Source organism: Arthrobacter sp. zg-Y916, from assembly GCF_020907385.1.
Classification (GTDB): domain Bacteria; phylum Actinomycetota; class Actinomycetes; order Actinomycetales; family Micrococcaceae; genus Arthrobacter_B; species Arthrobacter_B caoxuetaonis.
This window is the reverse complement of the sequence record NZ_JAJJOD010000006.1, coordinates 366,944-382,858: the sequence shown is the minus strand read 5'-3', so window position 1 is coordinate 382,858 and position 15,915 is coordinate 366,944. Positions and strand designations below refer to the sequence as shown.

Genomic DNA, 15,915 nt, shown 5'->3' with positions numbered 1-15,915 from the left:
AGCGTTCCATCACCTTCCGGCCCGTCTTATAGTTCCAGTAGGGGTACCTTCCTACCGTGAGCGAGGCTCCACGTCATGGCCAACATCACCACCAGACCGGTTACCAAACTCGGCATAGTCGGGGCGGGGAGCGTGGGAACGGCAATCGCCTATGCCGCACTCATCAAGGAAGCCGCCCGGACAATCGTCATTTACGACCTTGACGGGAAGCGGGCCGAGGCCGAAGGGCTGGACCTCTCGCACGGCACGCAGTTCACCGGAGCCAACACGGTCACCGGCGGCGGCGCGATCGAGGCCCTGGCCGAATCCGACGTGATTGTGGTGACCGCCGGAGCCCGGCAAAAGCCTGGCCAGAGCAGGCTGGACCTCGCTGCCGCGAACGTGCGGATCATGGAGTCACTGATGCCGCAGCTCATGGAGCAGGCACCGGAAGCGGTCTACATCCTGGTCACCAATCCCTGTGACATCCTGACCGTCGCGGCGCAAAAGATCACCGGCCTGCCGCCCAACAGGATCTTCTCATCGGGAACGGTCCTCGACACGTCGCGGCTGCGCCTCCTGCTGGCACGGGCAGCCCATGTGCTGATGACGAGTGTGCACGCCACGATCATCGGCGAACACGGAGACTCCGAGTTTCCGGTGTGGTCCAGCGCCAGCATCGGGCCGGTTCCGATCCGGGACTGGAAGATCAGCGGGCGGCAGGTCTTCACGGATGATTTCCTGGCTGCCATTACCGACGACGTCGTGAACGCGGCCTACAAGGTGATCGAGGGAAAGGGTGCCACCAACTACGCGATCGGCCTGGCCGTGGTGCGGATCGTTGAGGCCGTGTTCCAGGCGGAGAATGCCGTGCTCCCTGTCTCCGCGCTGCTGCGCGGGGAGTATGGACTCTCAGGTGTTGCGCTGTCCCTGCCGTCGATCGTCGGTTCCGGCGGCGTGTACAAGATGCTTGAGATGCCGTTGGACGAACGCGAGCTGGGGCTGCTCCAGGACTCGGCCGAGACGTTGAAGCAGAACCTGGCGGCCCTGGGAATCTAGGCTCGAATCCAGGCGTCGACGGACATGCCGGCAGCTGGAGCCGCTGGGGGAGCCGGCGCTGTGCCGGGAGTCTCTGCGGTGAGCGCTCCATAGGTTTCCGGCCGCCGGTTCTCCAGGAACGGAAAGAGGGAGAGCCAGTGGCCGCGCTGGTCCAGGTCCAGGTCAGCGACCAGCACGGCCGACTCATTCCGCGGCGCCTCGACCAGGACCCGTCCGTACGGATCGCAGATGAAGGAAGAGCCGTAGAACGTCAGGTTGCCCTCGTTGCCCCAGCGGTTCGGAACCACCATGAACAGCCCGTTGGCGACGGCGTTACCAGTGATCACCTTCTGCCACATGGGCTGGGTGTCCAGCTCCGGGAACTCCGGCTCGGAGCCGATGGCGCTTGGATATACCAGCAGCTCCGCGCCGCCCAGGGAATAGATCCGGGCCAATTCCGGGAACCACTGGTCCCAGCAGGCCGGCATCCCCAGCTTCGCGCCGTCGAGCTCCGCGGGGGCGTAGACCTTGTAGGCATCCGGACCCGCCGGACCGGGACGGAAGTACAGGTTCTCGCAGTACCCGCTGGAGACCGGGATGTGGAGCTTGCGGGTACGCGCCAGCAGCTGCCCCTGGGGAGAAACCAGGATGGAGGTGTTCAGCCCGCGACCGTCCGGTCCGTCCGCCCGCTCGTACAGCGACGCATGCACGCACACCTCGTGCCGGCGTGCTGCCTCTGCCGCGAAGGCAAAGGTCGGGCCTGACATGAGGTCCTCGGCGACGTCCGCCGGCCGTCCGTCCGGTGAGGTGTCGGCCGGGTAGCGCGAGAGCGTCAGCTCGGCCAGGAAGACGACGGCGGCCCCCTGGTCGGCGGCGCGGGCGATGCCGTCGCGCAGTTCGTCCTTTACTGCTTCCGGATCAGGTTGCCATCGGTGCTGCACGAGTCCCACGCGAAGCGCCGGCCTGGCACTGGGCCGCTTGGCCGCAGGCGAGCGCAGGGCACCGGTGCGGGTGATCTCAATCATGGGAAACCTCCGGAAGATGGAAGGGTGGGCGGCCCGCCTTAGCGGGCCCGGAAAACCGTGTCCTGCCATTCCTTGTGGGCGGCAGCATCGCGGCTCATCATGACGTGCTTGATATTGGTGTACTCCTCGAGCGAATACGCTGACATGTCCTTGCCGAACCCGGAGGCCTTGTAGCCGCCGTGCGGCATTTCGGAGACGATCGGGATGTGGTCATTGACCCACACGCACCCTGCGGCGATTTCCTCGCTGGCCCGCAGGGACCGGGTCAGGTCACGGGTCCACGCTGAGGCTGCCAGGCCGTAGGGAGTGTCATTGGCCAGGGCGATGCCCTCGTCATCGGATTCAAACGGCAGGGCTGTGAGGACGGGGCCGAAGATCTCGTCCTGGACGATTTCGGAGTCCTGGGCCGCACCGGTCACCAGGGTGGGCCGGTAGAAGGCACCGGCGGACAGGGCACCGCCCGGAGCTTCGCCGCCGGCGAGGATTTTAGCTCCGGCTTCCCGGGCACGGTCCACGAATGCTGCGACCTTGTCCCGGTGGGCGTGGCTGATCAGCGAGCCGAGGTCGGTGTCCGGATCCGTGGGGTCCCCTACAACGACGGCATCCATCAGCTCGGCGACTCGTGCCGTGAACTGTTCGAAGAGCGGTGCCTGGACGTAGGCGCGGGTGGCCGCCGTGCAGTCCTGCCCGCCGTTGATGATGGAACCGGCAACCGCGCCGTGGGCGGCAGCTTCAACGTCGGCGTCGTCGAAGACCAGGAACGGGGCCTTGCCGCCCAGCTCCAGGTGCACCCGCTTCGCGGTCCGGGCAGCCATTTCCATGATCCGGCGTCCGACGGCGGTGGAGCCGGTGAAGGAGGTCATGGCCACGTCCGGGTGGGTCACCAGCGCTTCACCGGCGACGAGGCCGGAACCGGTGACGATGTTGATGACGCCGTCCGGGATTCCCGCAGCGGCAGCAGCCTCGGCGAAGAGCAGCGATGTGGCGGGGGTCAGCTCACTTGGCTTGAGCACGATCGTGTTGCCGGCAGCGATCGCGGGCAGGATCTTCCAGCCGGCCATCTGGAGCGGATAATTCCACGGGGAGATCGAACCGATGACGCCGATGGGCTCCCGGCGGATCATGGAGGTGCCGCCCGCGCCGTATTCCCCGGCAGCCAGGCCGTGCAGCTGGCGGGCAGCGCCGGCAAAGAAGGACACATTGTCCACGGTCCCGGGCACATCGAATTCAGTGGACATGCGGATGGACTTGCCGGTCTGCGCAGTCTCCAGTTCCGCCAGCACTGAAGCGCGTGCGTCGAGTTCGGCGGCCAGGGCAAGCATCGCCTCGGAACGCTCTCCGGGGGTGCGCCGCGACCAGGCGGCATACGCCTGCTTGGCGGCAGCGACGGCGTCGTCCACGTCCTGGACACTGGCGTACTTCAGGGTCTCGGCGGCCTCGCCGGTCGCCGGGTTGATCCGGGTGGCTTCTTCTCCGCGGCCCTGGCGGTAGCTGCCGTTGATAAAGAGGTGGCCTTCGGTGAACTCGTGCATTTGGTGCTCCATGGATCGTGGTGGAAAAGGTAAGGGTCGTGTGCGGGGTCAGCCGCCGGGGGCGGTCAGGTAGATCTTGCGCAGCGTCTGAGTGACATCCCACCGGGTGCGGGTGCCGGCAGAGAGCCGCATCAAGGTGTGCGGTCCCAGCTCCTGAACCGATTCCACGGACCCGCCGGGGGAGAGGAACTGGACGGTGGCACGGCCGGAGAGCACCACGAACACTTCATCGGCTTCGGTGTCATACATGCCGCCTTCGGTCATTTCCCAGACTCCGAGGTCCACCCCGCCAAAGCTGCCGAGTTCCTGGACGGCCGTGGACGGAGTTCCGGCGGCTGCCGCGGCGGCCGGAACCGGCTCGTGCACCAGGTCGAAGGTATCAGGGTGGACGGCTCCGCCGGCGGGCAGCCCGGTCACCGCGCTCATGAGTCGAATCCCATGCCGACGGCGTCCATTGCCTTGAGCCACAGCCCGCGGCGTCCCTGGCTGCGGTCCGCGCGGACCATGGCAGCTGTCGTCACTTTGACGCCCAGCCAGGCCACGGGTTCGGGCGGGAACGGAAGAGGCTTGCGTTTGACCATCTGCAGCCGGGTCCGTTCCGTCTCCTGGCCGGAGAGCAGATCCAGCATGACGTTGGCGCCGAACCGGGTGGCACCGACCCCCAAGCCCGTGAAGCCTGCCGTGTAGGCAACCTTGCCGCCGTACGCGCTGCTGAAAAAGGCAAAGAAACGGCTGCAGGTATCAATGGCCCCGCCCCACGCATGGCTGAAACCAAGGTCCTTCAGCTGCGGGAACGTGGCGGCAAAGTGCGCGGCGAGGCGTTCATAGGTCTCCTCGCGGTGTTCGTATTCCGGCTTCATCGACCTGCCGAAGTGGTAGACGGCGTCATATCCGCCGAACAGGATGCGCTCGCGTCCGTCGCTGCCGGTGGTGAGGCGGTAATAGTGGAAGCGGTTATTCAGGTCGCTGAGACCCTGCCGGTTGTGCCAGCCCAGGCCGGCGAGCTGCTCCGGACTCAGCGGCTCGGTCATGAGGGCGTAGTCGTAGACCGGAACGGTGTGCAGCCGGGTCCGCTTGAGCAGGGACGGAAACACGTTCGTGGCCAGGGCCACCCGCTCCGCCGTGACCGTGCCGCCGTCCGTGGTGAGCCGGACGGTGCTTCCAGCGTTCTCGATGCCGCGCACCGGAGTGTGTTCGTAAATCTCGACGCCTGCATCCAGTGCCGCACGCTGCAGGCCCCAGGCCAGCCGTGCCGGGTTCAGCATGGCCGTGCTCGTACGGTCCCAGAGACCGGCGAGGTACAGCGGGGAATCCACTTCCTTGCGGACTGCTTCGCGGTCCAGGAACACCAGATCCGGGTTGTCCCCGGCTGCTTCCGCTTCTTCGGCCAGCCACTGCACCTGGTGCTGCTCGGTGGCAACCGACAGGCTGCCGGTCCATTCAAAGCCGCAGTCGATGCCGTAACGCTCCACGGCCTGGGCAATTTCGAGCAGGTTTTCCCGGCCCAGGCGGTCCAGCTCAGCTGCTTCGTCCGGCAGGTGCTTCAATCCGTTGGCTTCGCCGTGGGTCAGGGAAGACTCGCAAAAACCTCCGTTTCGCCCGGACGCAGCCCAGGCGATCCGGGAACCTTCCAGCAGGACAACCCGCCGTCCGGGGTCGCGCTCCTTGGCCATCAGGGCGGTCCACAGTCCGGTGTAACCGCCGCCCACGACGGCGAGATCGGTGCTGGTGTCTCCGGCCAGGGCCGGATGAGGCTCCGGACGGTCGGGATCATCCAGCCAGTAGGCGTCCCGGGACGCTCCGCCCAGGGCCCGGGCCACGCGGGCTTTGTCGTACTGGACCTCGGCGAGGTCGTAGGAGGTCATCATGCTGAGGGGATCCTTTGGAGAGGGGATGCGGATGCGGTGGCGGCACGGTCAAAGACAGGTGAGCCTGCAACCATCGCAAGGTCCACCCGCAGTGAGGAGAGTGCCTGGCGAGGCAGGTCGAAAGGGTTGGCGGAGTGAACGGCGAGGTCCGCCGGTGCTCCGGGTACCAGGCTGCCGCCCGGGGAACGGTTCAGCCAGGCCGAACCCGAGGTGTAGGCGGCCATTGCGGCCTGCAGGCTGATCGCCTGGTCCGGAAGCAGGGCAGGCGCATCGGGATAGTCGGGGTGCGCCCGGTTGACGGCGACATGGATGGCCTGCCACGGGTCCGGGCTGGACACCGGCCAGTCCGAGCCCATGGCCAGCCGGGCTCCCGCGGCAGCAAGTCCCGCGAACGGGTACTGCCAGGCCGCGCGCTCGGGGCCCAGGAGCGGCACAGTCAGTTCAGTCATCTGGTCGTCGTTGCAGGCCCACAGTGTCTGCGCGTTGACGGTGACATCCAGTGCCGCGAAGCGGGCGACGTCGTCGGGATGGATGATCTGCAGGTGCGCCATGTGGTGCCGGCCTGCGCTGCCGGGGTTTGCCGAGCGCGCAGCGGCGACGGCGTCGAGGCCGGTGCGCACGGCGCGGTCGCCGATCACGTGCATGTGCAGGTCAAACCCAGCTGCGTCGAGCGCAGCGGACACTGCGTGCAGGACCTCGGGGGAGAGGTAGAGCAGCCCGCGCTCGCCGGACGGCTCCGGTCCGGCGCAGGCACAGGGCCGCAGATAATCCTCCAGCATGGCCGCGGTGCAGTTCTCCGGCACGCCGTCCACCATGATCTTGGCGCTGCGGGTGCTGAATCCCGCGGCGTCGTTCAGCTTCCGCCGCTCGAGGAGGGACTCCACCAGGGCGGGAACCGTCTCCACCGTGGTGCTGCGCGGAATCCACAGCGCACCGGTGGCACGGGCTGTCAGCTTCCCCGCCGCTGCAAGGGACCGGTACGCCGCTGAGGCATCGGGATAGCCGCCGTAATGCCCCAGGATCGCTTCCTGCCATCCGGTGACGCCGACTGAAAACAAATGGTCCTGGGCATGGAGGATGCCGGCTTCGAGCTGGGCGTCGGTGACCTCCGGCAGGACGCGGGCGAGAAGTTCCATGGCACCTTCGTGCAGGGTCCCGCTAGGGGTGCCGTCCGCATGCCGTTCGATCCTGCCGTCCGCAGGGTCCGGTGTGGAAGCCGTGATTCCGGCCAGCTCGAGGGCCCGCGAGTTTACCCATGCACTGTGGTGGTCGCGGTTGATGAGGTAGACGGGACGGTCCGGAACGACGGCGTCGAGGAGGTCTGTGCCCGGGTAGCCGCCGGGGAAGTCGCCCTTGTACCAGCCGCCGCCGGTGATCCAGCCGGCGTCGTTGCCCGGTTCGGGGGGAAGCGCCGCGTGCTCGCGGATGCGGTCAAGGCAGGCCCGGGCTCCGCTGAGTTCGGCGAGGTCGCAGCCCAGGCGTTCTACCCCGGCATAGGCTGCGTGGACGTGGGCGTCAGTGAAGCCGGGGGAAACCAGGCGCCCGGCCAGATCGATGGCCTGGGTAGAGGGACCGCTCCACGCCCGGAGCTCGTCGTCGCTTCCCACGGCAGTGACCACGCCACCGGACACGGCGACGGCACTGGCGCCGGGGACCAGCCGCCTGCCGTCGAACACTGCTCCGGAATGGAAAACCCATTCTGCGTTTGGCACGGGTACCTCGTATTTCATTTGGGGTCTTTTGCGGGTTTTAGCCCAGCGCTTTTCCGGAACGCAGAAGCAAAATGAATCCCATTCATACGTCAGATTGCTTCTATAAAACGGGAGACCGTTGACTCTGTCAACGGTGTGGCCGAAGTTGCCTGAAGAGTTTACGCGCGGGAAATAGAGGGTGGCTTTCCCGTCTCGCAGGTCTGGGACGCACCGCAGCGGAGGCCCGGATCCGGGCCTCCGCTGCCGTGCGTGCGGTGTCAGCCTTCGGTGTAGCCGTCCGCTATCTCCATGACTTCGTCCAGGATGGCCAAGCCGGTCCGTGCGTCCTCGTCCGTGATGTTCAGCGGCGGAACGACATGGAAGCGGTTGAAGTTGGCGAAGGGCAGCAGGCCGCGTTCCTTGCTGGCGCCAATCAGCGCGTTCATGGCCGGGCTGGAGGCTCCATAGGGTGCCAGCGGTTCGCGGGTTTCGCGGTTCTTGACGAATTCAATGGCCCAGAAGGCACCGGTGCCGCGGACCTCGCCGACACTGGGGTGCTTCTCCGCCAGGGCCGCGAGCCCGGGGCCGAAGACGTCCGTTCCCAACCGTGCCGCATTTTCGACCATGCCCTCGTCACGCATGGCGTTGATCGTCGCCACGGCTGCGGCACAGGCCAGCGGATGGCCGGAGTAGGTGAGTCCGCCGGGGTACGGAGTGTCCGCGAAAGTCGCTGCGATCTCATCGGAAATCGCCACGCCGCCCAGCGGAACGTAGCCGGAGTTGATCCCCTTGGCGAAGGTCAGCAGGTCCGGCTCTACGCCCTCGGCATGTTCAACCGCGAACCACTTGCCGGAGCGCCCGAAGCCGGCCATCACTTCATCGGCGATGAACATGATTCCGTACTTGCGGGTGAGTTCACGGACACCGGCCAGGTAGCCCGGCGGCGGAACCATGATGCCGGCCGTGCCGGGAATGGATTCCAGGACCAGCGCGGCGAACGCGCCGGGGCCTTCGAGCAGGATGAGCTGCTCCAGGTGGTCCAGGGCACGCTGGCATTCCTCTTCCTGGGTGGCAGCGTGGAACTGGGTGCGGTACAGGAACGGGATATGGAAGTGGACCGTACCGGAAGTGCCGTAGTCGTTCGGGATACGGCGCGGGTCACCCGTGACATTCACGGCCAGGGCGGTGCCGCCGTGGTAGGAACGGTAGCCGGAAAGGACCTTGTACCGCCCGGTGTGCAGCCGCGCCATTCGGATCGCGTGCTCAATGGCGTCGGCGCCGCCGTTCGTGAAGAAGACCGTGTCCAGGTTGCCGGGGGTCAGCTCGGAAACCAGCCGGGCAGCCTCGGACCGGGCATCGTTGACGTACTGCGGTGCGATGGTGCACAGCTTGCCGGCCTGCTCCTGGATGGCGGCAACGACCTTTGGATGCTGATGGCCAATGTTGGTGTTGACCAGCTGGGAGGAGAAGTCCAGCAGCTTGCGGCCTTCCCCGTCCCAGACATAGGAACCCTCCGCGCGGGTGACCGTCATGGGCGTGATTTGCTTCTGTGCAGACCAGGAGTGGAAGACATGCTTGCGGTCCAGCTCGTAGGCCCGGCGTCCGGCGGCCAGTTCCTCTTCGGTGACTGCCGTTTCGGTAGTGGTGCTCATAGCGATGCTCCTTCGTTCCTAGGCGTTCTGCGGGAAGCCGAGGTTCAGGCCGCCGTGGCTCGGGTCCAGCCAGCGGGTGGTGACAACCTTGCCCCGGGTGAAGAAATGCACGCCTTCGGTGCCGTGGGCGTGGGAGTCGCCGAAGAGGGAATTCTTCCAGCCGCCGAAGGAGTAGTAAGCCATGGGTACCGGGATCGGCACGTTGATGCCGACCATGCCAACCTCAACCTCGTTCTCGAAACGGCGGGCTGCGCCGCCGTCGTTGGTGAAGATTGCCGTGCCGTTGCCGTACTGGTTGGAGTTGATCAGGGCCAGGGCTTCGTCGTAGCTCTGCACGCGGACTACGGAAAGCACGGGGCCGAAGATCTCGTCGGTGTAGATGGACATGTCAGGGGTGACGTTGTCGAAGAGGGTCGGGCCCAGGAAAAAGCCTTCGCCGTCGGCGTCCGCTTCGACCTTGCGTCCGTCCAGGACCACGGTTGCTCCGGCGGCCTCGCCGGCGTCGATGTAGCCTGCCACCTTGTCGCGGTGGGCAGAGGTGACCAGCGGACCCATGTCGGTGCCGCGCAGGCCGTCACCAATGCGCAGCGTGCGGGTGCGCTCGGCAATCTTGGCGACGAGCTCATCGGCAATGGGCTCGACGGCGACCAGGGCGGAGATGGCCATGCAGCGCTCGCCGGCGGAACCGAAGCCGGCGTTGACGGCTGCGTCGGCTGCCAGGTCCAGATCGGCATCGGGCAGCACGATCATGTGGTTCTTGGCGCCGCCGAGGGCCTGGACGCGCTTGCCGCTGGCGGTGCCTTCACGGTAGACGTACTGGGCGATCGGGGTGGAGCCCACGAAGGACACGGACTTGATGTCCGGGTGGTGCAGCAGGGTGTCAACTGCCACCTTGTCGCCGTGCACCACGTTGAAGACGCCGTCCGGGAGGCCGGCTTCCTTCCACAGCTCGGCAACCCAGTTGACCGCCGTCGGATCCTTTTCGCTGGGCTTGACGACTACGGTGTTGCCGGCGGCGATGGCTACCGGGAAGAACCACATAGGCACCATGGCCGGGAAGTTGAACGGGCTGATGATTGCCGCCGGGCCGACAGGCTGGCGGATGGAGTGCACGTCCACCTTGGTGGAGGCATTTTCCGTGTAGCCGCCCTTGAGCAGGTGCGGGATGCCGCAGGCGAATTCGACGACTTCCTGGCCGCGGCTGATCTCGCCGAGGGCGTCGTCGAGCACCTTGCCGTGCTCGGCGGTGATGATGGCGGCGAGCTCGGACTTGCGGGCGTTGAGCAGTTCGCGGAAGGAGAAGAGGATCTGCACACGGCGGGCCAGCGAGGTGTCGCGCCACAGCGGGAAGGCGGCGGTGGCAGCGGCGACGGCGTCGTTGACGGTGTCGGCGGACGCCAGGGCCACCTGGGAAGTGACCTTGCCCGTGGCCGGATTGGTGACATCGGCGAGGCGGGTGTCACTTGGTGCGGTAAATGCGCCGTTGATCCAGTGCTGCGTGGTCTGCACGAAGAGCTCCTTGCGTTCAAGCGGGGGTGTGTTGCGGGTCTGGGAACCATCCTGCCCAAACCCTTCACACGGGAACATTGCCGACCTGTCAGGAAATATCGAGAAATCTTTACGATTCGTAAACCACTGTCAGCGGCAGCCGCCTAGACTCGCGGCATGAGCCTGACTTTGGAAGCGATCCTGGAGCTCGACGTCGTCCGGGCGGGAGCGCCCGAGGTTCTCTCCGGGCACGGTGCCCTGGATGCTGCGGTGCGGTGGGTGCACGTCGCCGAACTGCGCAGCCTTGCTGACCTGCTGGAGGGCGGAGAGCTGGTGCTCACCACCGGGTTGGCGTTCGGGGCTTCACCCGGCGATGCGGGGGAGTACCTTGCCGGGCTGCAGGCCGCCGGAGCCGCCGGGGTGATCGTCGAGATTCCTGCCGGCCGTCCGGCAGACGCGGCTGCGCTGGCCGCAGCCGCCGCCCTGACCACACTTCCGGTCATCCGGCTGCACCGCACCATCAGGTTCGTGGAAGTCACCGAAGTGGTGCACCGGCGCATCGTCGCCCGGCAGCTGGAGCAGGTGGAAAAGGCACGGGAGGTCCACGAGGTCTTCACCATGCTCAGCCTGCAGAGCGCCGGGGTGCAGGAGATCGTGGACCGCGCCTCGCAGCTGCTGGGTGCTCCGGTGGTGCTGGAAGACAGCTCGCACCTGGTGGTGGCCTTCGCCGCAGCCGGGCTGCCCGCCCAGGAGCTCCTCCAGGACTGGCAGCGCCGATCCCGGGCCGTGCACGGGTATCCGGAGACCAGGGTCGCCGGTGACGGGCTCTGGCTGCAGACGCCGGTGGGCCTGGGCAGCACGCAGTGGGGCAGGCTGGTGCTGCCGGGAGCTCCGCGGGAGCCGGCCGCGGCCGCCGAAGCAGCCATGGTCCTGGAACGTGCCGGCCAGGCGCTGTCCATCAACCGGCTGGCGGAGCGGGATCAGGCCGGCCTGGCCCAGCAGGCGCAGGCCGGGCTGATCCATGAACTGCGCGGGTCCCGAACCCAGGACGACGGCGAGGCGCTTTCCCGTGCCTCCGCGCTGGGGCTGAAGCCGTCCCCGGCGTACCTGCCCCTGGTCCTGCACCTTGATTCGGGGTCGGGCAAGGACCCCATGTCCATGCAGCGCAAGGAGCGGGCGCTGCTGGAAATGCTGGACGCCGTGTTGGCTGCGACCCGGAACACCGCGCTCGCGGCGGCCCTGCAGACCGGCCAGGTGGCAGTCCTCCTTGCGCTGCCGGCCCGGATGCTGGAGGACAGCCTGCTCGAGCGGATCTGCGGAGACCTCGCAGCGCGGACCTCCGCGGTGCCCGGAGAACTGGTCTGGACTGCCGGCGTCGGCCGGGCGAGGTCCCGCCTGGCGGACGCCGCTGCCGGCCTGGATGAGGCAGCGCATGTGGCGCAGACGGCGGGCACCCTTGCCGCCGGCGCCAACCGCTATTTCCGTTCCACGGACGTTCGCCTGCGCGGACTCCTGGCGCTGCTGCGCGAGGATCCCCGCGCGGTCTCCTTTGCCGACGCCGAGCTGCGCGGCCTTGATGCGGAGGATCTTGCCCTCCTGCAGCGGTTCCTTGAATGCGGCGGAAACAAAACCGAGCTGGCCCGCAGCGGCTACCTCAGCCGGCCAACCCTCTATGCCCGGCTTGCCAAGCTCGAAGCGAGGCTGGGGGTGTCCCTGGATGATCCCGAGTCCCGGACGTCACTGCACGTGGCAGTGCTGCTGCACCAGCTGCAGTCGCTGCCGGCCGGCGGGTAAGGCCCGCCGGCAGCGGGATGCACGCCTAGTCGAAGGTGACGACTACCTTGTCTGCCGCGCCGGGTGTCTTCGCCAGCGTCAGGGCTTCAAGGGCACGCTCGAAGGGGAGGGTGTCGCTGATGATGAGGGCGTACTTCTGCCAGTTTTCGATGATGTCGTCTGTGACCTCGAAGATTTCCGTGGGATAACCCATGGCAAAAACGATCGTGAGTTCGGTGGTGAGGATTGAACCGAAATCGAGCTCGACCGGCTTCTTGTGGACCGCAACAACGCCAAAGACGGCGCCCTGTTTTGCGACGCTGCCAACGGTCGGCGGGATGACCGGGGCTCCGGCGGCATCGAGGAAGATGTCAGTGCCCGAACGCACTCCGCGCGCCATCATGGAGGATCCGTCCCCGTGCAGCTCCACCAGGCGGGCTGCGACGTCTTCCTCGGCAGAGTTGATGACGGCGTCGGCCCCGATGTGCAGGGCCTTATCGAGCCGGGACGGGATGATGTCCACCACTACGATGTGGCTGGCACCGCGGCGGCGGTAGCCGAGGACTGCTCCCAGGCCGATCGGTCCGGCGCCGAAGATGACAACTTTGTCTCCGGCTTTGGGATCGGTGCGGTTCACAGCATGGTAAGCAACCGCCATGGGTTCGTTGAGTGCCGCCACCTCCCACGGAATCTCCTTGGGAATGACCTTGAGCTGGCGTCCGGGAACAGCATCGCGAACCACTACGTACTCCGACAGTGCACCCTGGGCGCCGCCGCTGCCCAGCAGCCCGTCAGTGAACGCCATGGTGTCGATGACAACGTGGTCACCCGGGGCGAAGCCTTCAACTTCAGAGCCGACCTCGGCCACTTCGGCTGCAGGTTCGTGCCCCAGCGGTGTTGCGCCCTGGCGGGGCGGAATGCCGCCCACCTGGCTGTACATCGCATCAGAACCGCAGATCCCGCAGGCTTTTATCTTCAGCAGGACGTCGCGGGGGCCGGGAACCGGCTGGTCAACCTCTACCCATTCGTTCTGGTCCGGACCGGTGACGTAAACAGCCTTCACTCTGTACTCCTTCTGTGGGTGCTGCGCCGTTGGGCGCCTCATCCCTATTTTATTCCGGCTGCTGAGCCGCCCCCGGGCACGGGCGGCTGAAACAAGCTCCGATCCGGCTCTGCTCGCCCGGCAAACCGCGACCGCCATCCTGGCGGCCATGCAGGGCTGCATCGTGCGTATCGGACTGGATCCGGGCATGGATCGTGAGGAGCTGCTGCAGGACATCGCCGCGGCTTTCCGGTGGGAGGGTCCCCCCGCCTGCCCGCAGCCAATAGCCTTTGTGCAGCGGTGCTGCACCTGAACAGAGGAGGACCCCATGGCTGCGTCCAGCCCGGTAATCAACGTCGAAGGGCTCCGGAAGTCCTTCGGGAAGTTCAGCGCCCTCAACGGACTGGACCTGCAGGTCCGGCAGGGAGAGGTCCACGGCTTCCTCGGGCCGAACGGGGCCGGAAAGTCCACCACCATCCGGGTGCTCCTGGGGCTCTTGAAGGCCGATGCCGGCACGGTCAATCTGCTGGGCAGCGTCCCCTGGTCCGACGTCGTCGCGCTGCACCGCCGCCTGGCCTACGTTCCCGGTGATGTTTCACTCTGGCCGGGAATCAGCGGAGGCGAGGCAATCGACCTCCTGGGTTCATTGCGCGGGGGGCTGGACGCCAAACGCCGGGCAGACCTGCTGGAGCGCTTCGAACTGGATCCCACCAAACGCGGCAGGCAGTACTCCAAGGGCAACAAGCAAAAGGTCGCGCTGGTGGCAGCACTGGCAGCCAATGTTGAACTGCTGATCCTCGACGAGCCGACCAGCGGCCTGGACCCGCTGATGGAGAACGTCTTCCAGGAAGAACTCCTTGAAGCCAAGCGGCGCGGAGCCACCGTCCTGCTGAGCAGCCACATCCTGGCCGAAGTCGAAAACCTGGCCGACCGGCTGAGCATCATCCGTGAGGGTGCCACCGTCCGGACCGGAACACTGGAGCAACTGCGCGGCACGGCCCGCACCACTGTGCATGCCACGCTGGAACGGCCCGCCGATGCGGCCTCGGTGCCGGGCCTTCACGACGTGCGCGTCGACGGAAACCACCTCGCGGCCACCGTCGCACCGGCCGACCTCGACCAAGCCATGGGCATCCTCAGCACACTGGGTCTGACGGCGCTGAGCGTAGAGCCACCCTCCCTCGAAACCCTGTTCCTGAGCCTCTATGAAGGCGAGACGGGACCTGAGGCAGCATGAGCAGCCAGCTGACAGGAACCCCGGCACTGCTGAAGGCTTCCCTCCGTTTCGACGGCCGGAGCTTCGCGCCCTGGATTGCCATCGTCACGGCGCTCTCGGCGTCTTCGGTCCTGGTCTATCCCTGGATCTTCCCCACGGAGTCCGAACGCGCGGCCCTCGCCCTCACCGTCGGCTCCAATCCGGCCCTGAGCATTATCTTCGGCCGGGCGAATGACCTCCTCACGGTCGACGGGTTCAACGCCTGGCGCAGCCTGGCGCTGGGCGGTTTCCTGGCCGGGCTTGCCGCGGTCTTCTCCGTCACTCGCTCTACCCGGGCCCAGGAGGACTCAGGGCAGGCCGAGCTCCTCGCCTCGGGCGTTATGGGCCGCGGAACCCGGCTGATGTCCGGGGTTCTCCTGGCCCTGCTCGGGACTCTGGTCCTGGGTCTTGTTTCCGGTGTGGTGACCGGGCTTTGCGGCGGATCGTGGGAAGCCTCGATGCTGCTTGGCGCCACCTTCACGGCCACCGGATGGCTGTTCACCGGTGTCGCAGCTGTAGCAGCCCAGCTCGCCTCTGAAGCGCACACCGCCAACAGCGTCGCCGTCAGCGTCCTCGGGGTCCTGTACCTGGCGCGGGGGATCCTGGAAGCGCTCGAAGCTCCAAAGTGGACCGCGTGGGTTAATCCCCTCGGCTGGATCAGCCAGACCCGCCCGGCAGATACGAATACATGGTGGCCGCTCCTCCCGGCGGTCGCACTCACCGTGGTCCTGGTTTCCTGCGCGTTTTTCTTCCAGTTCCGCCGCGACTTTGGCCAGGGCGTTATTTCCCCCAGGCCCGGTCCGGCGTACGGACGGCTGCGCGGAGCATGGGCCCTGGCCCTGCGGCTGAACGGGGCGACGGCGTTCACCTGGGCGGTCGCCTTCCTGGTCCTGGGTACGGTGTTTGGCTATCTGTCGACGTCGGTCACGGACCTGATTGGGTCCAACCCGGCGGTCCAGGCGCTGCTCGCGGCCGGTGCCGTGGGGCCCGCCGAGCTGACGAAGTCCTTCATCCGGACCATCCTGAGCCTGGTGGGCATCATCGCAGCCGTCGCCGGAGTGCAGATCATGCTTAAAGTACGCTCCGAGGAAATGGTGGACAGGCTGGAGCCGCTCCTCGCCGCACCGCTGGGCAGGAGCCGGTATTACGCCGCCAACGTTGTGCCGGCGCTGGTGCTGCCGGCGCTGCTGACCCTCCTTGCCGGTGCCATGGTCGCTGCCATCGCCTCCGGGGCGGACACCGGTGTCAGCTTTGGCGATGCGTTCCTGCAGGCGGCGCTGACTGTTCCGGCGGTGTGGACAGCCGCTGCGGTCTCGGTCTTCGTTGTTGGTGTCCGTCCGAAGGTGAGCATCGCCGCGTGGATCGGTGTGGTGCTTTCCTTCGGATTGACGCTTCTGGGTCCAAGTTTCCGGCTGCCGGACTGGGCCCTGGGTATCAGCCCGTTCTGGCATGTCCCCGCGGTGGGTTCGGATTTCCCGGACCTGGGCGGGCTTGGCTGGGTCACCGCGGTCACTGCGGTGTTTGTGCTGGCCGGCTTTGCCGGGTTCCGGCGCCGCGACCTGGCGCGGTAAC

12 protein-coding genes are annotated in these 15,915 nt (G+C 66.8%); 4 read left to right on the top strand and 8 right to left on the bottom strand.

The features are described from left to right. Positions 1-75 precede the first annotated feature (75 nt). Entirely contained in the window at positions 76-1,038 is a 963-nt protein-coding gene (locus tag LOC59_RS11835; RefSeq protein ID WP_229972124.1) for an L-lactate dehydrogenase, read from the top strand. Here LOC59_RS11835 and LOC59_RS11830 read toward each other — a convergent pair. From LOC59_RS11830 to LOC59_RS11800, 7 genes are all read right to left on the bottom strand, one after another. Next, positions 1,035-2,042 carry a nitrilase-related carbon-nitrogen hydrolase gene (locus LOC59_RS11830; protein WP_227895277.1) on the bottom strand — a complete coding sequence of 336 codons (1,008 nt, stop codon included), beginning with the start codon at positions 2,040-2,042 and terminating at the stop codon, positions 1,035-1,037. The two genes, LOC59_RS11835 and LOC59_RS11830, sit on opposite strands and share 4 nt — an antisense overlap. A gap of 38 nt (positions 2,043-2,080) precedes the next feature. After that, on the bottom strand, positions 2,081-3,574 hold the full coding sequence (locus tag LOC59_RS11825) for a gamma-aminobutyraldehyde dehydrogenase (RefSeq protein WP_229972122.1): 1,494 nt from the start codon (positions 3,572-3,574) through the stop codon (positions 2,081-2,083). A 48-nt stretch (positions 3,575-3,622) separates the two neighbouring features. Then, positions 3,623-4,000 (bottom strand): cupin domain-containing protein, encoded by a 378-nt coding sequence (locus tag LOC59_RS11820; RefSeq protein ID WP_229972120.1) that lies wholly within the window; start codon positions 3,998-4,000, stop codon positions 3,623-3,625. Next, on the bottom strand, positions 3,997-5,439 hold the full coding sequence (locus LOC59_RS11815; RefSeq protein WP_229972182.1) for an NAD(P)/FAD-dependent oxidoreductase: 1,443 nt from the start codon (positions 5,437-5,439) through the stop codon (positions 3,997-3,999). The genes LOC59_RS11820 and LOC59_RS11815 overlap by 4 nt, the downstream gene beginning before the upstream one ends. After that, positions 5,439-7,154 (bottom strand): amidohydrolase, encoded by a 1,716-nt coding sequence (locus tag LOC59_RS11810; protein WP_229972118.1) that lies wholly within the window; start codon positions 7,152-7,154, stop codon positions 5,439-5,441. The genes LOC59_RS11815 and LOC59_RS11810 overlap by 1 nt, the downstream gene beginning before the upstream one ends. A 257-nt stretch (positions 7,155-7,411) precedes the next feature. Further along, on the bottom strand, positions 7,412-8,785 hold the full coding sequence (locus LOC59_RS11805; RefSeq protein ID WP_227895273.1) for an aspartate aminotransferase family protein: 1,374 nt from the start codon (positions 8,783-8,785) through the stop codon (positions 7,412-7,414). An 18-nt stretch (positions 8,786-8,803) separates the two neighbouring features. Then, the gene (locus LOC59_RS11800) at positions 8,804-10,294 is read right to left on the bottom strand and encodes a CoA-acylating methylmalonate-semialdehyde dehydrogenase (protein WP_229972116.1); all 1,491 of its coding nucleotides are present in this window, start codon (positions 10,292-10,294) and stop codon (positions 8,804-8,806) included. Positions 10,295-10,450: 156 nt separating this feature from the next. Here LOC59_RS11800 and LOC59_RS11795 point away from each other — a divergent pair, with 156 nt between their 5' ends. Continuing rightward, entirely contained in the window at positions 10,451-12,067 is a 1,617-nt protein-coding gene (locus LOC59_RS11795; protein WP_229972114.1) for a PucR family transcriptional regulator ligand-binding domain-containing protein, read from the top strand. A 25-nt stretch (positions 12,068-12,092) separates the two neighbouring features. On the opposite strand, the gene LOC59_RS11790 is transcribed toward LOC59_RS11795, so the two are convergent. Beyond that, positions 12,093-13,109 carry a zinc-dependent alcohol dehydrogenase gene (locus tag LOC59_RS11790; RefSeq protein ID WP_229972112.1) on the bottom strand — a complete coding sequence of 339 codons (1,017 nt, stop codon included), beginning with the start codon at positions 13,107-13,109 and terminating at the stop codon, positions 12,093-12,095. Between the two features lie 307 nt (positions 13,110-13,416). On the opposite strand from LOC59_RS11790, the gene LOC59_RS11785 reads away from it, so the two are divergent. Next, entirely contained in the window at positions 13,417-14,325 is a 909-nt protein-coding gene (locus LOC59_RS11785) for an ABC transporter ATP-binding protein (protein WP_229972110.1), read from the top strand. After that, positions 14,322-15,914, top strand: a complete 1,593-nt coding sequence (locus tag LOC59_RS11780) for an ABC transporter permease (RefSeq protein ID WP_229972101.1) — start codon at positions 14,322-14,324, stop codon at positions 15,912-15,914. The genes LOC59_RS11785 and LOC59_RS11780 overlap by 4 nt, the downstream gene beginning before the upstream one ends. Position 15,915: the final 1 nt, after the last annotated feature.